General features: G+C 42.0%; 18 protein-coding genes. 12 read left to right on the forward strand and 6 right to left on the reverse strand.

Annotation, left to right across the window (positions count from 1 at the left end; translation table 11 throughout):
* Window positions 1-227 (forward strand): hypothetical protein (locus LMH66_RS17350; protein WP_229371728.1); only part of this gene is annotated, 227 nt, incomplete at its 5' end.
* A 328-nt stretch (window positions 228-555) separates the two neighbouring features.
* On the opposite strand, the gene glnA is transcribed toward LMH66_RS17350, so the two are convergent.
* Window positions 556-1,965 (reverse strand): glutamate--ammonia ligase, encoded by a 1,410-nt coding sequence (gene glnA / locus LMH66_RS17355; protein ID WP_102526772.1) that lies wholly within the window; start codon window positions 1,963-1,965, stop codon window positions 556-558.
* A 468-nt stretch (window positions 1,966-2,433) separates the two neighbouring features.
* Between glnA and typA the strand changes: the two genes are divergently transcribed.
* From typA to LMH66_RS17385, 6 genes are all read left to right on the forward strand, one after another.
* Complete coding sequence (typA, locus tag LMH66_RS17360) at window positions 2,434-4,248, forward strand: translational GTPase TypA (protein WP_229371739.1); 1,815 nt, start codon at window positions 2,434-2,436, stop codon at window positions 4,246-4,248.
* 212 nt (window positions 4,249-4,460) lie between these two features.
* A complete protein-coding gene (locus tag LMH66_RS17365; RefSeq protein WP_102526770.1) occupies window positions 4,461-4,772 on the forward strand; it encodes a pyrimidine/purine nucleoside phosphorylase in 312 nt (103 codons plus the stop codon).
* Window positions 4,773-4,863: 91 nt separating this feature from the next.
* Window positions 4,864-5,403: a DUF4124 domain-containing protein gene (locus LMH66_RS17370; RefSeq protein WP_102526769.1), complete on the forward strand. Its 540-nt coding sequence runs from the start codon at window positions 4,864-4,866 to the stop codon at window positions 5,401-5,403.
* Window positions 5,404-5,538: 135 nt separating this feature from the next.
* Window positions 5,539-6,576, forward strand: coding sequence for a nitrogen regulation protein NR(II) (glnL, locus tag LMH66_RS17375; RefSeq protein WP_229371744.1), 1,038 nt, complete (start codon window positions 5,539-5,541; stop codon window positions 6,574-6,576).
* Window positions 6,577-6,606: 30 nt separating this feature from the next.
* Window positions 6,607-8,022 carry a nitrogen regulation protein NR(I) gene (gene glnG, locus LMH66_RS17380; protein ID WP_102526768.1) on the forward strand — a complete coding sequence of 472 codons (1,416 nt, stop codon included), beginning with the start codon at window positions 6,607-6,609 and terminating at the stop codon, window positions 8,020-8,022.
* A gap of 136 nt (window positions 8,023-8,158) precedes the next feature.
* Window positions 8,159-8,671 (forward strand): gluconokinase, encoded by a 513-nt coding sequence (locus LMH66_RS17385; protein ID WP_102526767.1) that lies wholly within the window; start codon window positions 8,159-8,161, stop codon window positions 8,669-8,671.
* 126 nt (window positions 8,672-8,797) lie between these two features.
* On the opposite strand, the gene LMH66_RS17390 is transcribed toward LMH66_RS17385, so the two are convergent.
* Both LMH66_RS17390 and LMH66_RS17395 read right to left on the reverse strand, forming a co-directional pair.
* Complete coding sequence (locus LMH66_RS17390; protein ID WP_102526766.1) at window positions 8,798-9,670, reverse strand: cation diffusion facilitator family transporter; 873 nt, start codon at window positions 9,668-9,670, stop codon at window positions 8,798-8,800.
* 66 nt (window positions 9,671-9,736) lie between these two features.
* Entirely contained in the window at window positions 9,737-10,240 is a 504-nt protein-coding gene (locus tag LMH66_RS17395) for a Spy/CpxP family protein refolding chaperone (RefSeq protein ID WP_102526765.1), read from the reverse strand.
* A gap of 404 nt (window positions 10,241-10,644) precedes the next feature.
* Between LMH66_RS17395 and LMH66_RS17400 the strand changes: the two genes are divergently transcribed.
* From LMH66_RS17400 to trmL, 5 genes are all read left to right on the forward strand, one after another.
* A complete protein-coding gene (locus tag LMH66_RS17400; RefSeq protein ID WP_229371746.1) occupies window positions 10,645-12,075 on the forward strand; it encodes a cytochrome C biosynthesis protein in 1,431 nt (476 codons plus the stop codon).
* A 352-nt stretch (window positions 12,076-12,427) separates the two neighbouring features.
* Window positions 12,428-13,267, forward strand: a complete 840-nt coding sequence (locus LMH66_RS17405) for a DUF4437 domain-containing protein (protein ID WP_229371748.1) — start codon at window positions 12,428-12,430, stop codon at window positions 13,265-13,267.
* A 113-nt stretch (window positions 13,268-13,380) separates the two neighbouring features.
* Entirely contained in the window at window positions 13,381-14,067 is a 687-nt protein-coding gene (locus tag LMH66_RS17410; RefSeq protein WP_102526762.1) for a response regulator, read from the forward strand.
* Window positions 14,067-15,446 (forward strand): ATP-binding protein, encoded by a 1,380-nt coding sequence (locus tag LMH66_RS17415; protein ID WP_229371752.1) that lies wholly within the window; start codon window positions 14,067-14,069, stop codon window positions 15,444-15,446. Before LMH66_RS17410 ends, LMH66_RS17415 begins: the two co-directional genes overlap by 1 nt.
* Window positions 15,447-15,598: 152 nt before the next feature.
* Window positions 15,599-16,063 (forward strand): tRNA (uridine(34)/cytosine(34)/5-carboxymethylaminomethyluridine(34)-2'-O)-methyltransferase TrmL, encoded by a 465-nt coding sequence (gene trmL / locus LMH66_RS17420; protein WP_229371757.1) that lies wholly within the window; start codon window positions 15,599-15,601, stop codon window positions 16,061-16,063.
* A 49-nt stretch (window positions 16,064-16,112) separates the two neighbouring features.
* Here the strand turns inward: trmL and LMH66_RS17425 are convergent, their stop codons facing one another.
* The 3 genes from LMH66_RS17425 to LMH66_RS17435 form a co-directional block, all read right to left on the reverse strand.
* Window positions 16,113-16,685, reverse strand: a complete 573-nt coding sequence (locus LMH66_RS17425; RefSeq protein WP_229371760.1) for a hypothetical protein — start codon at window positions 16,683-16,685, stop codon at window positions 16,113-16,115.
* 200 nt (window positions 16,686-16,885) lie between these two features.
* The gene (locus LMH66_RS17430; protein ID WP_229371765.1) at window positions 16,886-18,328 is read right to left on the reverse strand and encodes a M16 family metallopeptidase; all 1,443 of its coding nucleotides are present in this window, start codon (window positions 18,326-18,328) and stop codon (window positions 16,886-16,888) included.
* The gene (locus tag LMH66_RS17435) at window positions 18,325-19,653 is read right to left on the reverse strand and encodes a M16 family metallopeptidase (RefSeq protein ID WP_229371770.1); all 1,329 of its coding nucleotides are present in this window, start codon (window positions 19,651-19,653) and stop codon (window positions 18,325-18,327) included. Before LMH66_RS17435 ends, LMH66_RS17430 begins: the two co-directional genes overlap by 4 nt.
* Window positions 19,654-19,685: the final 32 nt, after the last annotated feature.

Below are 19,685 nucleotides of genomic sequence, written 5' to 3' on the forward strand. Positions count from 1 at the left end.
TTGGGTTTGATGCAACTGGCAAATCTGGTGTTGTAGGATTACCTTCAGGCCCTTGGCCAGGTTTAGTATCTTCAATTGGGTTAACCATTTCAGGAGAAACTGGTAATTCTGGCGCTGGTGAAGAATGGCTTCCACTTGAGCTAGTTGATGAACATGCTGTCATTAAAGCAGCTGAGACTAAAGTGGCGATTAATTTAACTTTCATTTGTATTCTCTCATTAAGTTGAGTCATGTCGATGAGTGGTCCCATCTTGTCGCATTACAAGTCACCTGACTTCGTAAGCGCTTGTTATGGGGTGTATATTAATGACTCAATTGTTAAGTGAATAATTGTTAATCTTTATAACACTCATAACCAAAAGTTATCTGATACATATTGATACATGCCATTTGAGAATGAGGGTTTGTGTTTATAAATACAGAAGCATCTTGGTTGAGTTGGATAAAACGATGAATGTTCAGGCAATAAAAAAGCCCATACTGAAACCAGTAAGGGCTTTTTCGTTAACGGTTGATGAGCTTAATCAAACTGCATCTGCGTTAAACAACTTCTACTTATAGAGAGTAGTAAAGTTGGAATTCCATTGGGTGAGTAGTACGAGATACTTGCTCACATTCTTCATTTTTAAGAGTTATGTAAGATTCAATAAAGTCTTTACTGAATACATCACCTTTAGTTAAGAATTCGTGGTCAGCTGCTAAGTTCTCAAGTGCATTCTCTAGAGAAGTTGCAACTTGTGGGATCTCAGCTGCTTCTTCAGCAGGTAGGTCGTATAAATCTTTATCCATTGCTTCACCAGGGTGAATCTTGTTTTGGATACCGTCAAGACCAGCCATAAGCAGCGCTGCGAATGCTAAGTATGGGTTAGCGGTTGGATCTGGGAAACGTGTTTCGATACGACGTGCTTTCGGGCTTGGTACCACTGGGATACGGATTGAAGCACTACGGTTACGCGCTGAATAAGCTAACATTACAGGCGCTTCGAAATGAGGAACAAGACGCTTGTAAGAGTTAGTGCTTGGGTTAGTGAATGCGTTCAATGCACGAGCATGCTTGATGATACCACCGATGTAGTAAAGAGCTAGTTCACTTAAACCAGCGTACTTGTCGCCAGAGAATAAGTTAACACCGTCTTTAGCTAAAGATTGGTGAACGTGCATACCACTACCGTTATCACCAACAATTGGCTTAGGCATGAATGTCGCTGTTTTACCGTATGCATGAGCCGTGTTATGAACCACATACTTCATGATTTGGATTTCATCCGCTTTGTTTGAAAGCGTGTTGAAACGTGTAGCAATTTCGTTTTGACCAGCTGTAGCAACTTCGTGGTGATGCGCTTCAACCACTTGACCTAATTCTTCAAGAATTAGACACATTGCACTACGAATGTCTTGTGATGAATCTACTGGTGCAACTGGGAAGTAACCACCTTTAACGAATGGACGGTGACCTGTGTTGCCGTCTTCGTAGCTAGTACCTGAGTTCCATGCTGCTTCTTTCGCGTCAACTTTAACGAAAGTACCTGACATGTCAGTACCAAACTTAACGTCGTCGAATAAGAAGAACTCTGGCTCTGGACCAATTAATACTGTGTCAGCAATACCAGTAGACTTTAGGTACTCTTCAGCTTTCTTAGCAATTGAACGTGGATCACGTTCGTAACCCGTCATTGTCGCTGGCTCTAAAATGTCACAACGAATAAGACCAGTAACTTCTTCAGTGAAAGGATCTAATAAGAAAGAAGAAGGGTCTGGCATTAACACCATGTCAGATTCGTTGATGCCTTTCCAACCGTTGATAGATGAACCATCAAACATTTTGCCATCTTCAAAAAAGTCATCGTTCACTTGATGAGAAGGAATAGAGACGTGCTGCTCTTTACCTTTAGTGTCTGTAAAACGTAAATCTACGAACTTAACTTCTAGTTCTTCAATTTGTTTTAGGATTGATTCAACTGACATTCTTAAGCCTCCGGTAGGGTAAAGGGTTGTCCCTTAATGTAATCTTGTTATTCGTCAGACATCACGTCTGCTTTCGAATTTGATTTGTTATAAGCGACTTTCATGCCAGAAAGATAAAGCATTGATTTAAAATACAATAAAAATATCCCTCTCGCGTAAGGCACTAATAACGCACAACTTCGGTGCACCACTATGCGCACTAATGGTGCAAAAGTCCATTTCGGTGCATTGGTTTTAACGCCATCATTGATCTAGTTCATTAAAGCGTCACTTTATTGAGGCAATATGATCCTTTTTGAATTTTATCTTCTATCTTTAAAGCTTAAATTTTTATAAATAAGCAAGTGTTCAAAAATAATCCTATCTACTCAAGCCTTGCTGGAGTAGAATGGCACGCTTTTTTATGGTGGCTATACTTATTAGTCCTATAAACTCCTATTTTTATTTGATGGTATAGAGGTTTTATCCGTGTTAGAGAATTTACGTAATATCGCCATTATTGCTCACGTCGACCATGGCAAAACAACCTTGGTAGATAAGCTTTTGGCTCAGTCTGGCACCCTTGAAAGTCGAGGTGAAGCCACAGAACGTGTAATGGATTCTAACGATCTTGAAAAAGAACGTGGTATCACCATTCTGGCTAAGAATACAGCCATCAAATGGAACGACTACCGTATTAACATCGTAGACACTCCTGGTCACGCCGATTTCGGTGGTGAAGTAGAACGTGTTCTATCTATGGTAGATTCTGTTTTATTATTAGTTGATGCAGTTGATGGCCCAATGCCACAAACTCGCTTCGTAACTAAAAAAGCATTCGCACAGGGCCTTAAGCCAATCGTTGTTATTAACAAGATTGACCGTCCTGGTGCTCGTCCTGATTGGGTTATTGACCAAGTATTCGACTTATTCGACAACTTAGGTGCAACTGACGAACAGTTAGATTTCCCAATCGTATATGCTTCTGCATTAAATGGTTTCGCTTCATTAGATCCTGATGAAACAAGCGAAGACATGACACCACTTTTCCAAACAATTGTAGAGAAAGTATCTTCTCCTGATGCTGATTCGGAAGGTGACTTCCAAATGCAAATCTCTCAAATCGATTACAACTCATACGTGGGTGTTATCGGTATTGGTCGTATTAAGCGTGGTAGCATCAAGACCAACCAACAAGTGACTGTTGTTGGCGCTGATGGCAAAACTCGTAACGGTAAAATGGGCCAAGTATTAGGTTACATGGGTCTTGACCGTCACGAAGTTGCTGAAGCTAACGCTGGTGACATCATTGCAATTACTGGTCTTGGCCAATTACAAATCTCAGACACAATCTGTGCGCCTTCTACATTAGAAGCGCTACCTCCGTTGTCTGTAGATGAGCCAACACTAACAATGACTTTCCAAGTCAACACTTCTCCATTCGCTGGTAAAGAAGGTAAGTACGTCACTTCACGTAATATCCTTGAGCGTCTTGAGCAAGAGCTAGTTCATAACGTTGCACTACGTGTTGAAGAAACTGAATCTCCGGATCGTTTCCGCGTATCAGGCCGTGGTGAATTACACTTAGGTATCCTAATTGAAAACATGCGTCGTGAAGGTTACGAGTTAGCAGTATCTCGTCCAGAAGTTATCGAAAAAGAAATCGATGGCGTGATGTGTGAACCATTCGAAACATTAACTGTAGATGTTGAAGAAGAGCATCAAGGTAGTGTTATCGAAAAGCTTGGTACCCGTAAAGGTGACATGCGTGACATGCAGTTAGATGGTAAGGGTCGTGTACGTATCGACTTCGTTATCCCTAGCCGTGGCTTAATCGGTTTCCAAACTGAATTCATGACTGCGACTTCTGGTACTGGTCTTATCTACCATTCATTTGACCATTACGGTCCAGTGAAAGGCGGCGATATTGGTCAACGTGCTCGTGGCGTATTGATTTCTAACGCTACTGGTAAAGCACTGACATTCGCATTATTTAACCTTCAAGAACGTGGTCGTCTATTTATTGGACACGCTGCTGAAGTATACGAAGGTCAAGTAGTTGGTTTACACGCTCGTGCAAATGACTTAACAGTTAACTGTTTGAAAGGTAAGCAACTTACTAACATGCGTGCATCTGGTACAGATGAAGCACAAGTACTGACTCCACATATCGAAATGACACTTGAGCAAGCGCTTGAGTTCATCGATGATGACGAATTAGTAGAAGTAACACCTGAGAACATTCGTGTTCGTAAGCGTTACTTAACTGAAAACGAACGTAAGCGTCACAACCGTGGTTCTTAATCGTTATTAATCATATTAAATGATTAAAAAAACCCGCTTAGGCGGGTTTTTTATTGCCTGTAAATTACTCATTTATAAAAATTTAAATCGAACACTTCTCGTTTTACAATTCAGTCTAGCCTATAACTTTTTATTACTTTATATTCATACTGTTTGCATTTATATTCACAAAATAAAATAAAACTAGCATGATTTAATTAAGGAATACCACAATGAGCGTTATTTCACAGGTCGATGTCGCCACCCAAGCGAATGTTTATTTTGATGGCAAAGTCATCAGTCGCACCATTCATTTCACTGATGGCAGTCATCAAACCTTAGGCGTCGTATTGCCTGGAGAGTATGATTTCGACACCACTCAAGCAGAAGTAATGAACATTACCTCAGGTCAATTTGAGGTGTTATTACCTCAAGCCACTGAATGGACAACAGTTGCTGCGGGTAATCTTTTTGAATTGGATGCCAACGTGAATTTCAAAATCCGTACATCAGAAGTGAGCGAATATCGCTGTCAGTACAAGTAATTAGCAAATTCAGTTCATCAGTAATTGCTGATTTTTTGTTAAAAAGAGGCTAGTATTAAGGTGATTAAAGCCCAAGGTGAAGGAACCCCAAATGCGCTTAACCCTAATTATTAGCCTTATTTTATGCAGTATTATCATCTCTAGCAGCCATGCAACCGTTTATCGTTGGGTCGATGAAAACGGTAAAGTCCATTATAGTGATGAACCTAGAGAGAATGCTGAAGCTGTTGATTTAAACGCAAACACTCAAAATAGTATTTCAGTCAGCATTCCGACTGAAACTGAAGTGATGAAGAAGAGCGCTGAACCTATCACCTACCGTGTCCGTATCGTTAACCCAACCCAAGAAGAAACCATTCGTAATAACCAAGGTAATTTCACTGTTGTTGCCAGCGCAGCACCAGAATTACCAAAAGGTTACCTACTCGCGTTATACATCGACGACATCCTGTATGGTCAACCACAATCTAGCGCTATTTTTAATGTTACCGAAGTGAATCGCGGCGAACATAATTTAGTGGTTAAGATTTTGACCCAAAACGGCAAAGTCCTTGCATCTAGTTCTGCTAGAAAGATATTTCTACATCAGACATCGATTCTAAATAAGCCTAGACCAACACCTAGAACTTAATAAAATCTATAACTTTCATATAGATAAAAATTATTTGTTCAGGCGTTTATAAATTGATTGTCGATGTAGAATAAGTTGCACAACGCACCAAATCGGTGCAACATAATGGTGCAACTTCATTATGCAGGACAATTGATGGACACAAATAATCTGCTGAATCATTTAGTTACCGCAGTTTTCGTTATTGATAGCGAATTACGGCCTCACTATGCCAATGCGGCAGCAGAACAGCTGCTTGGTGTTGGTGCAAACAAACTAGTTGAACAGCGCCTCCCAGAGCTATATCAATCTATGGGAGTTGAGATTCAATTACTGATTGATTCAGTTAATGCCAATCAGGGCATAACCATCAATACTGCCTCGCTCATGACCTTAGATGGCGTGCACCATATTATCGATATCACTTTAATCCCAATGGAAAGCGAAGATAACCTCAGTTTATTAGAACTGCGTCAGGTCGATCAACAACATCGCATTCACCAACAACTGAATCTTGATGCCCAACAACAAGCGGCGCAATTCTTAGTCCGAAATCTTGCCCATGAGATTAAAAACCCATTAGGCGGCCTGCGTGGTGCAGCCCAATTGTTGTCGCGAGAATTAGCTGAACCCGAGTTAAAAGAGTTTACTGATCTGATTATTGAGCAAGCAGATCGACTGCGAAATCTCGTCGATAAGTTATTAGGGCCTCAGCGCCCTACACAGCATACAGAACATAATATTCATCAAGTGGTGGAGAAAGTCTTAAAGTTGACCGAGTTAGCTTTGCCTGAAAAGGTCAAACTCGCCCGCGATTACGACCCATCAATTCCAGATATGAGTATGGATGCCGACCAACTGCAACAAGCAGTGCTTAATATAGTGCAAAACGCGGCTCAAGCATTGGAAGTCGAAGGTGGGGAAATCTTAATTCGATCTCGCACTCAACATCAGGTCACCATTGGAACTCAGCGATATAAACTGGTACTTGCATTATCCATTATAGATAACGGCCCTGGGATCCCTGCCGAACTATTAGATACCCTATTTTACCCTATGGTAACGGGTCGCGAAGAGGGCTCAGGATTAGGGCTCTCCATTGCACACAATATTGCTCGACTACATGGAGGTCGAATCGATTGTGTATCGGCGCCAGGACACACTGAATTTACTATTATCCTGCCATTACAATAACGTGCCATTGATGGCCATAGAGGAAGTAACATGAATATAAGCGAACAAGTTTGGATCCTCGACGACGACAGTTCAATTCGCTGGGTATTAGAAAGAGCGCTACTCGGCGCTAAAATATCCACTGCCAGCTTTGCAGCTGCGGAGTCATTGTGGCAAGCATTAGAGATCTCACAACCAATCGTGATTGTGTCGGATATTCGTATGCCTGGTACCGACGGACTGACATTGCTTGATCGCTTACAAATGCACTACCCGCATATTCCAGTCATCATCATGACAGCCCATTCTGATTTAGACAGTGCCGTCAGCGCTTACCAAGCTGGTGCATTTGAATATTTACCGAAGCCATTTGATATTGATGAAGCCATCGCACTGGTTGAGCGTGCACTTACCCATGCAACGGAGCAAGTGCCAGTCCCAAGCGAAGAGCCAGAAGTGGTCAAAACACCGGAGATCATTGGCGAAGCGCCATCGATGCAGGAAGTATTCAGAGCTATCGGCCGCCTATCACGTTCATCAATTAGCGTATTAATTAATGGTCAATCGGGTACCGGTAAAGAACTGGTTGCAGGCGCGCTACACAAACACAGCCCAAGAAAAGACAGCCCTTTTATTGCATTAAACATGGCTGCCATCCCGAAAGATTTAATTGAATCAGAACTGTTCGGACATGAAAAAGGCGCCTTTACTGGGGCTGCCAACGTACGCCAAGGACGCTTTGAACAAGCTAACGGTGGTACCTTATTCTTAGATGAAATTGGCGATATGCCCCTTGATGTGCAAACCCGCTTATTGCGCGTACTTGCAGATGGTCAGTTTTATCGCGTCGGTGGCCATATTGCAGTGCAAGTGGACGTGCGAATTATTGCCGCCACGCATCAAGACTTAGAGTTATTGGTGCAAAAAGGCGATTTTCGTGAAGATTTATTCCATCGCCTTAATGTCATTCGAGTTCACCTGCCACCGCTTTCACAACGTCGTGAAGATATTGCCCAACTGGCAACTCACTTCTTAGTCTCTGCGGCAAAAGAAATTGGCGTAGAACCGAAAATACTCACCAAAGAAACTGCCACCAAACTTGAGCAATTGCCTTGGCCGGGCAACGTTAGACAACTTGAAAATACCTGCCGCTGGTTAACCGTTATGGCATCAGGGCAAGAAATCCTGCCACAAGACTTACCAACAGAATTACTAAAAGATCCTGTCAGTGCTGGCGAGAGAGTGAATGGCGTATCTGATTGGCAAGTCGCATTGACCCAGTGGATAGATGAAAAACTGGCCGCTGGTGAAAGTGATTTACTCACCGAAGTGCAACCTGCCTTTGAGCGAATTCTATTAAAAACAGCGCTCAAACATACCCAAGGTCATAAACAAGAAGCTGCAAAACGCCTAGGCTGGGGACGCAATACCTTAACGCGTAAATTGAAAGAACTAGAAATGGATTAACTGCAAAAGGCTCACTGAAACTTAAAACAATACTCAATACTCAATACTGCATTAAGGATCACAGTTGAGAACCCAGAAGCTAGAACATAGAACATAGAACATAGAACATAGAACATCCTTAACTTAAGGAAAGTACATGACCGGTAAAACCATTATTGTGATGGGTGTATGTGCCTGTGGTAAAAGCACCGTTGGTGAAAAGTTAGCAACTCGCTTAAATGCCAAGTTTATTGATGGTGATGACTTACACCCACGTGCCAATATTCAAAAAATGGCTCGTGGCGAGCCACTTAATGATGATGACAGGGCACCATGGTTGGAACGTGTTCGAGACGCCGCATACAGTATCGAATCGAAAAACGAAACTGCCATTATTGTCTGCTCGGCGTTAAAGCAGCAATACCGTGATACGATTCGAGACGGTAATCAACAAGTCGCCTTTCTGTATTTAGAAGGCAGCTACGAGCTTATCTTGGCAAGAATGCAGGCCAGAAGCGGTCACTTTATGAAACAGAACATGGTTGATAGTCAATTTTCGACCTTAGAGAGTCCCAGCCAAGAAGCCTTAGTCGTGACCGTCAATGTCGATAATACGATTGAAAATATTGTCACTGCAGCCACTGAACAATTTCGTCAGTTAGGTTATTAATACTGATTGATGTATTGAGTATATTGAAAAACATATACTGAAAAAATGCCGCCAGCAAATTCAATTGTTGGCGGCATTTTTATATTTTGATGCGACGCATTAACTCAAATGATGCTCTTTAATAATCTAATTAATTGGGTCTTGGTGAATGATCACTTCAGCACTATCAAAAGCATCTCGCAGTCGTTGTTCGGTTTTATCAGTAATTTCATGCGCCTCACGTAATAATAACGATCCTTTAAGCTCAATATGGAACTGAATAAAAGTCGTTTTACCCGCCTGACGGGTACGCAAATCATGAATGCCATGCACACGCTTATCTTGTTTGGCAATCTCGACAATCTGCTCACGAGTTGCTTCATCTAGCTCTCGATCAAGCAATGACTGAATTGAGCGATAACCTAAATCAACAGCTTGATGACCGATATACAAAGCAATTAATACCGCAAATAAACCATCCGCCCACCACCAGCCATACTGTGCCAGTACTAACGCTAACAACACCGCACCATTTAGGAATAAGTCCGACTTGTAATGTAACGAGTCGGCTTCAACTACCGTACTATTGGTTTTAGCTAAGGCTTTCTTTTGTAGCAGCACCAAGGCAAAAGTCATGATTAAGGCAATAATCGACACCACCACACCTAAACCTGCATGGGTAACTTCCACCGGATTAAATAGGCGCTCTCCACCATAAAACATTAATAAAAATGCTGAACCTAAAATGAAGGCAGATTGGGCAAGAGAAGCAAGGGGTTCGGCTTTACCATGCCCGTAACGATGGTCGTCATCTGCGGGTAAAATGGCATAGCGAATAGCAATGAAGTTAACGATGGAAGCTAATGCATCAGCAAACGAGTCGGTTAATGATGCAAGCATACTCGCTGACCCTGAATAGAGCCAAGCGAGTAATTTTATCACAATAAGGATTAGGGCTGTAGCCACTGCAGCGCGGCTAGCTAGTTTAACCCAAAAATCGTACTCTGAATCTTTCGTCATAGTAGAGGTAATCACGCATCATTTAGCAAGATAATATCCCTCTATTATAACTGACTCCGTCAACGATTAACGACGACCTTTACTTTTAACTTTAGTAAAACGTGAGTCAAACTTCTCTTTTTGCTCATCTGTCAGTAATTGATAGATTTCGTTTTGCATTTTCATGAAGTTTTTCATGCCTTCTTTCATCTTAAGTTGCTTAGCATCAATAATGGCATCAGCTTGAGCATCGTCGAAGTTAGCATTGCTAATCAGCGCTAGCATTTCAGCTTTATGTGCTGCACGCTCTTCAGCAGATGGACGGTCAGCTTTATCTTCTTTGTACTTTTCAAAAACTGCTTTAACGTCAGTTTTCTGCGTCTCGGTTAAATCTAAAGAGCGAAGCATTTTGCGCACACTCTTATGCATGCTCTTGCCGTGGTGTTTACCGCCGCGCTCACCTTTTTGTTGAGTCTGCTCAGTTTGAGCTGTCGTCTCTGCAGTGCTCGTTGCATATACTTGGCCCGCTAATAACGCAGAAGAAGCGACAAGAGCGATTAAACTGCTTTTTACTGTTAAACGTGATTTCATAATGTCACCTATTTGTTTGCTTAATACATTCTGTGTGAATAAGTCACGACGCTTGAACACATGGGTTAACTCGCATCGCTAACTGAATTTGGTGTTGCTATACCAAGCTGACTAACAAATCCTTTGAAGTCGTTTTTGGTATGAAGCTAGTTTAGCGAATGCAATGTCAGCAAGGGTTATGTGTCGGTAAAGCTATGTAAAGATCTCAAATTCAGATACAAACTCATTTCATCAAGCAGATATGCGAGCCAGTTCACGTATATAAACAAGAATAATTTCCATACTGAACAAACAGTAATGTTTTGTATCAGAGATAACATTGAAGTCTCAGTTTTCCCTCACACTTTCATCAAGGGTGCTGAGCTTCTGGTAAATTCTTTTAGGTGTATTAGTTGAGGTTATGGATGAGCAAGTTTTTCACCCGCATGATGATTTTATTTAGCCTGTTAGTTTCAGTGTCAGGCCTAGCCCAAGCAGATGAGTCTGATATTTGGGTCAACAAAACAACCGCCGAACCCTCGGTAAACTTACATTTTTTCTGGTCATCGACTTGCCCACACTGTCGTGAAGCCCATCCTTTTATTGATGCTCTTGCAGAACGTTACAGCTGGATAAACCTTGAAGACTACCTCATTAGTGAACCAGGTAATGTCGATAAGTTAATGGAAATGGGCAAACACACAGGCGTTGAGCCTAAGTCTGTGCCTTACTTTGCCGTCTGTGGCGAAGCGATTTTAGGCTATAACAGTCATGACGTAACGGGTCGATATATCCTTGAACGGTTAGAAGCTTGCTACCAACGTAATGGCGGTAACGCTCATGCAGCAAAAGATAGCCAAGATTTAATGGCAGACTTTTACGAGGATAAATCAACGGCTAACACGCCATTATTTGAAACCTGTTCTGATAACTCTGACCCAAACAACCCAAGTACCTGTGGTTTAGACTTAGATCCAGACACCAGTACTTCAAACCTTAATCAAGCTGATAACACGCCTCATGTGCAACCCGTAGATATTCCATTAATTGGTGCTGTACAACCCGAAAAGATGTCATTACCTGTACTGACATTGGTGCTCGCAGGTGTTGACGCCTTTAACCCTTGCGCCTTTTTCGTCTTGCTATTTTTACTAAGCATTATGGTGAATGCTGGCAGTCGCAAGCGCATGTTATTGGTCGGCGGGATTTTTGTGTTTTTCTCAGGCTTTATTTACTTCATCTTTATGAGTGCATGGCTCAACCTGTTCATTCTACTAGGCGGTGGTGATGGTGGCTGGATTATCACAGGTGCAGGTTTACTCGCTTTAGTCGCTGCGGGGGTCAATATTAAAGACTTCTTCTATGGCAAAGGGGATGTCAGCTTATCGATGTCAGTTGAAAATCGAGGTAGCCTAATCAAGCGCATGGGTAAACTGTCTAAAACCAGCTCCTTGCCAACACTGATCATTGGCTCAACCATATTAGCAATCCTCGCTAATGCCTATGAGTTATTGTGTACTGCGGGTTTTCCCATGATTTACACCTCCGTATTGTCGATTTCAGGCTTAGATACTATTGAGCGCTATATGTATTTAATCGCCTATAACATAATTTATGTTATTCCACTGGCGACTATTGTTATCGTATTCTCAGCAACTTTAGGTAAGCGTAAGCTGACCGAAAAAGAAGGTGAAGTGCTTAAACTCATGTCTGGCATTATGATGCTAGGTTTAGGCAGTATGTTGGTCATTAATCCTATGGCACTGCAAAACGTGGTGTTCTCAGTTGGATTAATTGCGGGCTCAATTTTATTGACGTTTATTGTGGTTAAAATTAAGCGTTATATGCAGAAATAACCCAAGGATTTATAAGCAACAGTCTTTCAATTCTTCAAAAAAAGCGAACCTGAAACAGGTTCGCTTTTTTGTAAAAATGATAGCCTTGGTCATTTCCATAGGCCATTGCCAATAGGGCATTTCCAACAGATCATTGCCAATAGGGCATTTCCAACAGATCATTGCCAATAGGGCATTTCCAATTAGTCAGCATCAAAAGTACAGAATCAACTGCTAAGATCGATTATCAAAAATAACACGATAGTGTTTATAGCTTTAGCCTGTTTCTGATTTAAATCTATTCACTATAATTATTCACTAGAATTAATTGATCAATATTGTTTTGATTAAACACCACTAGCGGACTTTTATAATGAACCTATCTCCTTTCGTTATTTCTATTGCTATTTTAGGCAGTTTTTCAGCCACACAAGCGATAGCTAAAACCGCTCAACTCCAATCTGAAGTCATTAGCAGCAGTGAAATTCAATGGGGATATCTAAACCCACTTCGTGGTGATAAAAGCCCAGGGGCTGCTAATCTATGGGGCGACCGCACTAAAAATATGCCTACTGGCATGCTGGTTAAATTCAATAAAGGCTTCTCGTCGCCTCCGCACATTCACAACATTACCTATCGCGGTATTGTGATTAAGGGACAAATGCATAATGACGACCCTGATGCAGCAACGATGTGGATGCCTACTGGTTCATTTTGGACTCAACCCGCTGGCGAAAACCACATCACGTCAGCCAATGGTGAAGCCAATACAATTTTCTTAGAAATCGATAGCGGCCCTTATCTTGTCAAACCATCGGATCAGCATTTTGATAATGGAGAAAAGCCAATTAATCTTCATGAATCAAATCATGTGTGGTTAAATCCAACTGATGTTAGCTTTATTAATGGCAATGATGTGCAAATGACTGCGTTATGGGGCAGTAACGCCGATGGACAACTTGGCGGCACTATGGTCAAAATCCCAGCTGGTTACAAAGGAGAAATCGACGTCGATGCTGAGGAGTTTCGCGGTATAGTGATTGCAGGAAATTTACAATATCGGTCAGCAGAAACAGAGAACGCTAAAGCTCTTAATGCAGGTAGTTACTTCGGCTCAACGGGTCAGTTCTCACATAACATCGAAGCCGCAGAAAATGGCGCGACAATTTATATCCGCACTGATGGCAAATACCAGTTGAATACTCAGCCGTAGAGGGGTTCTATCTCATTCAAGTAGCACTGTTCAATTTGTAAAAGAGTGCAATGTTACTAACCTTGGTTCCTCATTCGTTATATAGTGTGGTTAATAAATGAGTGAGGATACCAATGAGTCGAATTTTATTAGTTGATGATGACGCAGGCTTGTCAGAATTATTAGCCCAACTTCTAGAACTTGAAGGGTTTGATTTAACCCAAGCATTTGATGGCCAACAAGGCCTTGATTATGCACAAAATCAAGATTTTGATTTAATCCTACTTGATGTCATGTTGCCAAAGCTTAACGGCTTTGAAGTTTTGCGTGCTCTCAGAACCCAAAAGCAAACCCCAGTGCTAATGCTGACGGCTCGTGGTGATGAAATTGACCGTGTGGTTGGCCTTGAAATTGGCGCTGATGACTACTTACCAAAACCGTTTAATGATCGTGAGCTAATCGCCCGTATGCGCGCGATTTTGCGCCGCTCAGCCCTTACCCAAGCCGATAGTGGTGAACAAGATACAATCTCTTTTGGCGATTTGAGTTTAGATCAGGCCAGACAAGAGCTTTACTGTAATGAACAGCTTATTATTCTCACGGGAACAGAGTTTTCACTACTGCACAGCTTAATTACCCAAGCCGGTGATTTGGTCACTAAAGAGCAGCTGAGTGAAACCGTATTAGGCAAAAAATTAATGCCATTTGATCGTAGTTTAGATATGCATTTATCCAATTTGCGCAAAAAGTTACCTGAGCGTAAAGATGGTCGTCCAAGGGTGAAAACCATTCGTGGTAAAGGGTATATCTGGATCCCATAATGACGTTATTACCTTCTATAAACCGTTTATTTGTTAAATTGCTGCTGGGCTTTTGGTTATGCAGTTCGTTAATCATTGGCTTTGTCGGCGTGCTGCCTTTTTTACAACAAAATCACGATCAACAGCCGCTTTCCCACAAACAAGAGCACCTTCTCAAACGAGTAGCGAAGCACTTGATCGAAGAACCAGAGCTACTGGAAAATACTCGTGCGTTAAAAAAACTCAACCGTCATCGCAGTCCTGAAGGTAAAGCGCTCAAGTTTTATATTCTTGACGATGAAAGTCGGGTCATAAATCATCAAAAAGTGCCTCGTACTTTTCGTGAGTTTTTGCTGTTAAGTGAAGACCACAAAGAACCGATAAGTCATCAGTTTCGCACCGAGCTTATCTTTGGCCCATACACCTTTATCGCTGGTGAGCGTCAATACCGAGTTTACAGCCGTATCGCTGATAATCACCCTAAGCCTTGGTTTTTCTTTTTTAACGACCACAAGTTACTCACAGTCATCATTGCAATGTTGATGTCTGGTGTTTTGTGCGGATTGTTAGCATGGAACTTAGGAAAGCCACTTCGTTCACTAAAGCAAAGTTCTAATGCCCTTGCCGGCGGTGACTTATCTAGCCGAGTTGATAAAAAAGTTGCCACCCGTGGCGATGAAATTGGCGAGTTAGCGCAAGCCTTTAATAGCATGGCCGACGCTATCGAAACCATGATTAACAATCAACAAAGGCTCATGGGCGATATTTCCCATGAACTAAGAACCCCACTGACGCGATTACAGTTATCCTTAGCGCTTGCTCGTAAAAAAGAGCAAAGCAGTGTTGAAATTGAGCGTATTGGTTACGAAGCCGAGCAACTAGAGGATTTGATTTCAGAGCTACTCACCTTGTCTCGTGTCACCATCAGTAACAATGAGAATAAAGTCCATTTAGAGTTGGCTGAATCATTAAGCCAAATCCTTGATGATGCTGAATTTGAAGCCGAGCAACAGCAGAAGCAATTAGAAATTGATATCCCTGAATCTATCAGCTTAGACCACTATCCAAAATCTTTATCGCGCGCCATCGAAAACGTACTGCGTAATGCGATTCGATATGCTGATAGCAGGGTTACGATTAATGCAGTGCAAAAGAAAAGCCATATCCTGATCACCATTAGTGATAATGGTCCAGGTATTGACGACGCTGAGCTTGAAGAGATATTTAAACCTTTCTATCGCCCTGATAGTTCACGTGTTCGTGAATCTGGCGGTTGGGGTTTAGGCTTAGCCATTACTCAAGCAGCAATTAAGTTAAATCAAGGGGAAATCATTGCCAGCAACCTTGAACCACAAGGCTTACAGGTCAAGATCCGCTTACCTTTAAAAATGCTGAGTTAGTGTTGAGCTTTATTCCGCTCAACGGGTCAACGACGTACATCCCTCATTAAGCGTGATGGATTTAATCTGTTACACAGACTAAATTCATCATGTCTTTCACAGCCTAGAATGTTTGCGTATAATTCCGAGCTCACTCAATCAAGGTAACGCCCATGTTTAATATTGCTCTTTATGAACCAGAAATCGCCCCAAATACCGGCAATATTATCCGCCTATGTGCTAACAATGGCGCTAAACTTCATTTGATTGAACCACTAGGCTTTGACTTAAAAGAAAAGAAACTGCGCCGTGCAGGGTTAGACTATTCAGATTTAACCAATATTACTCGCCATAAAAACTTTGAAGCATTTCTAGAAGCAATGGCAGGAAAACGCATTATGGCGTGCACCACTAAAGGCAGTCGCCCGCATAGTGAATTGGCATTTGCCAAAGATGATGTGTTGTTATTTGGCCCAGAAACCCGTGGACTACCGATGGAGATTATTGAATCGATTCCGACCAGTCAACGTCTGCGCATCCCAATGGCGGCGAGTAATCGCAGCTTAAACCTGTCTAACTCTGTAGCCATTATTAGCTATGAAGCTTGGCGTCAGCTTGATTACGCAGGTGCTGAATAGCTCTTATATAAAATAAAGAAAAGAGTTAATCGTGACAAACATTCATGAATTATTGAGCTACAGGCCGCAGCTCTATCGCACGAATTAACTGATATTGCTCGCTATCATCATCGAGATAGTGAGCGCTTTGACGCCACAGCCAGCTACCAGAGCTAGCTTGTTCCTCTTTAGAACCGACCGAAGATTTGGGCTCAAACCTTAACCTGATTAATGCAGGGCGCTGATTCATTTGCCCTTTGCCTAAAAACGTAAAGCTATTTCCCCGTTGATATAAACTGAATAATTGCTCACGATCTTCACCTACCCCATCAGTGTAGGTCAGTAGCACATCATTACCTTGTGCTCTAAACCACCACACTTCACTGTTTGGGTTACTGTCGCCACGACTCACTGTCAGCATCAAATTCCGCTTGTCTGATGAGCAAATCGCCGCTGTGGTCACATGTCTTGGCGCGACACCACTTTTAGCCGCTGAACCTTCCCAATCGCCATCAAGTACTGGGCAAAACTGACTGATATCCACTTTGGCCGCTATCGCAGCAGGTGTCATTATCACGGCCATCAATACCATGGTTAACATAAGCAGATTTTTACCTGCCATTAAGACAGTTTGATACAACATCAACGGCGCAACCTTTCACTTCAACGATGAACTAGCAAGAACACTATTTTATTTCAGCTGTTTTTTCAAATTTAGGTTTTTAAAAAGCGTTATTTTTTAAGTGTATTCCGTTTGTAAGCTAATGGATTGCAATAAAAAATGCCTTTCATCTTAGATGAAAGGCATTTCCAATTAACCAGTTCAAACTTTATGGTCGTGAATTATTGACCAAAGCCGACATCCGTCATCTTAATTTGAGTCACTTCACCGTACTCTTTAGCAATGTCAGCCACTTTTTCAGCATTACCAATCAATACAAATTGCAAGTTATCTTGCGGGAAGTAGGTGCTAACCAAGCGCTTGGTTTCCTCTAGTGTTAACCCATCCACTTTAGCTTGAAACTCATTAATGAATGAATCATCAAACTTGTAGATATACATATCAGCCATGAGTTCAGCTAGCTGGCCACCTGTTTCAAACTTGGGTGGATACTGCCCTTTTACATATGCTTTGGCTGAATCTAACGTTTGTTGATCAATACCTTGCTCCCATAAACGCGCATAGGTTTTTAAGGCTAAATCCATTGCTTCTTTAGTGGTGCTAGATTTTGTGAAGGTACTGATTTGGAATGTGCCAGCATCAGAATAAGCATTAAAACCTGAACGAGCACCGTAAGTAAGACCAGCATTGACACGTAACTCATCATTTAGCCATGAGGTAAAACGGCCACCTAAAATGGTATTCACTACGGTTAAGCCGACATAGTCAGGGTTATCGCGACGGATCCCTAAGCCACCAAAAATGAAGGTGGTCTCAATGGCATCAGGCTTATCCACCAGCAGGACTTTACTCGATGATAACTTTGGTAAACCTTGGGTTAAATCAGGTTGCACCGCTTTTTCGGTGCCTTGCCAGCTACCAAAGGCTTGGGTTAATTTCGCTTTCATTTCAGCGGCGTCAAAGTCACCGACAACATTAATGGCCATGTTACTTGGCTGATAATAGCTTTTGTGAAATGCTCGCAGCTGGGCAATATTAATCTCAGTTAGTGAGGTGCTATTACCTGTTGTTGGATTCGCATACGGATGCTGACCAAAGACCATTTTATTGTAGTATCGGCCAATTACTGCTCGTGGGCTCTCTTTAGCTTGTGATAAGCCAACAATTTCACGTTGCCTCAGTTTCTCAAATTCAGTGCTATCAAAGTCAGGCGACATGAGTACGTCTTGCATGATCGCCAGAACCGTATCTACATCCTTACTCATAAAATCAGCAGCAATTAATGTGCTTTCACGGCCTGATGCGGTATTTAAACTCGCACCTAAAAAGTCGATGGTTTGCTCAATTTCCGCTTTCGTTTTACCGCCAGCACCAAGTAATAAGCTTTTGGCTGTCATGTAAGAAACACCTGAAGTGGTGTCATTCACAGCACCTGCACGTATGACCGTATTCACATTAATAATCGGCACTTCTGACTGCACCATAAAGTTAACTTTAAGGCCATTGTCTAAGGTCATCGACTCATATTGCGGCATGCTAAAACTGCCAGTATCGACTGTTTGTGCAGTGTCATTGGTGCTAGCACACCCTGTTATCGCTAACGAACAAGCCAGTGCTATCGCAGATGCTGTGGTATTTTTGCTAAATCTTGATAATGAAATCATTGGTCAGCTCCTTCTGTTGCAGCTAACACACCCACTGTGCGATTGGCTTTACGTAAATAAGTTTGCGCAACTCGCTGAATGTCTTCAACAGTCACCTTGTTATAAGCTTCTGGCGCACTAAATAGATTTTCATAGCTACCAAAATACAGCTCATAACGCCCTAAAGTGTTAGCACGGCCATTAATGGTTTGCATGGTGCGGTAAAAATTCATTAGCTTAATGTTTTTCACTTTTTCAAGCTCATTTTGCGTAACGCCTTCTAAGCTAATGCGATTAATTTCAGCAATCATATTGGCTTCTAACTGCACGGCATCAACACCTGAATTTGCGACACCCATGAAGTAAAACAAGTTAGGGTCAAATGACATTGGCAAATAAGAAAAGACATTAGACGCGATTTGTTTATCGACCAAACCTTGATAAAGACGCGAGCTATTGCCCTCACTGAAAATGGTATTCAGTAAATCAAGAGCATAATAATCTTCATGTTTAGTTGAAGGAACATGGTAAGCCAGCATCACATTCGGTGTGCTCACAGATGCTTTTTCAACAAATACGCGGCGCTCGCCTTTTTGCAAAGGCTCGACGGTGCGTACTGCTTTAGGCGGGGTTTGTGCTGGAATAACGCCAAAATATTGCTTAGCCAGTTTTTTCACTTCAGCAACTTTCACATCGCCAGCGATAACGACTACTGCATTATTAGGCGCATAATAAGTTTTATGGTATTGCTGTAAATCTTCTAAACTCCAAGCGGCGATATCTGATTCATGGCCTATCACCGACCAGCTATAAGGATGCGCTCTAAATGCCGCACTTTTTACTTCTTCTTGGATGGTGCGCCAGTTTGAATTTTCAAGCCCTGTCGTACGTTCAGACTGCACCACACCTCGCTCGCTTTCGACCATTTCAGGATTAATATCCAAATTGGCAATTCGATCGGCTTCTAAATCAAAAATGGTTTCTAATGCATTAGCAGGGAACCAATCGGTATAAACCGTGATGTCCTCAGTGGTATACGCGTTATTCGCACCACCAGCCGCTTCCATCGTACGGTCAAACATTTTAGGGCCAAACTTTTTAGAACCGTTAAACATCATGTGTTCAAAAAAGTGTGAAATACCAGTAATACCTGGTACCTCATTACGTGAGCCGACTTTCCAAAATAAGTACATATTGGCGTTGGGAATGCTGCTATCTTCTAGCACCATAATCTTCATGCCGTTATCTAATGTAAATGTATTCACATCCTCTTGGGTGGTGGCATTCGCTGCGCCACTTACCCAAGTTGTCAGTAATACCACTAACGCGGCTATTGTGCGTGTCATGATTGCTTCCTTTTATAAATTGTAAAATACGA

The organism is Shewanella sp. 10N.7, from assembly GCF_020806285.1.
Classification (GTDB): domain Bacteria; phylum Pseudomonadota; class Gammaproteobacteria; order Enterobacterales; family Shewanellaceae; genus Shewanella; species Shewanella electrodiphila.

Bases quoted from the DNA above. Each gene is read 5' to 3' on its own strand.
- LMH66_RS17405 (WP_229371748.1), top strand. From the start codon at position 12,428: ATGAACCTATCTCCTTTCGTTATTTCTATTGCTATTTTAGGCAGTTTT.
- LMH66_RS17410 (WP_102526762.1), top strand. From the start codon at position 13,381: ATGAGTCGAATTTTATTAGTTGATGATGACGCAGGCTTGTCAGAATTA.
- LMH66_RS17435 (WP_229371770.1), bottom strand. From the start codon at position 19,653: ATGACACGCACAATAGCCGCGTTAGTGGTATTACTGACAACTTGGGTA.
- LMH66_RS17385 (WP_102526767.1), top strand. From the start codon at position 8,159: ATGACCGGTAAAACCATTATTGTGATGGGTGTATGTGCCTGTGGTAAA.
- LMH66_RS17415 (WP_229371752.1), top strand. From the start codon at position 14,067: ATGACGTTATTACCTTCTATAAACCGTTTATTTGTTAAATTGCTGCTG.
- LMH66_RS17395 (WP_102526765.1), bottom strand. From the start codon at position 10,240: ATGAAATCACGTTTAACAGTAAAAAGCAGTTTAATCGCTCTTGTCGCT.
- LMH66_RS17430 (WP_229371765.1), bottom strand. From the start codon at position 18,328: ATGATTTCATTATCAAGATTTAGCAAAAATACCACAGCATCTGCGATA.
- LMH66_RS17370 (WP_102526769.1), top strand. From the start codon at position 4,864: ATGCGCTTAACCCTAATTATTAGCCTTATTTTATGCAGTATTATCATC.
- LMH66_RS17425 (WP_229371760.1), bottom strand. From the start codon at position 16,685: ATGTTGTATCAAACTGTCTTAATGGCAGGTAAAAATCTGCTTATGTTA.
- glnA (WP_102526772.1), bottom strand. From the start codon at position 1,965: ATGTCAGTTGAATCAATCCTAAAACAAATTGAAGAACTAGAAGTTAAG.
- LMH66_RS17390 (WP_102526766.1), bottom strand. From the start codon at position 9,670: ATGACGAAAGATTCAGAGTACGATTTTTGGGTTAAACTAGCTAGCCGC.
- LMH66_RS17400 (WP_229371746.1), top strand. From the start codon at position 10,645: ATGAGCAAGTTTTTCACCCGCATGATGATTTTATTTAGCCTGTTAGTT.
- glnL (WP_229371744.1), top strand. From the start codon at position 5,539: ATGGACACAAATAATCTGCTGAATCATTTAGTTACCGCAGTTTTCGTT.
- glnG (WP_102526768.1), top strand. From the start codon at position 6,607: ATGAATATAAGCGAACAAGTTTGGATCCTCGACGACGACAGTTCAATT.
- LMH66_RS17365 (WP_102526770.1), top strand. From the start codon at position 4,461: ATGAGCGTTATTTCACAGGTCGATGTCGCCACCCAAGCGAATGTTTAT.
- trmL (WP_229371757.1), top strand. From the start codon at position 15,599: ATGTTTAATATTGCTCTTTATGAACCAGAAATCGCCCCAAATACCGGC.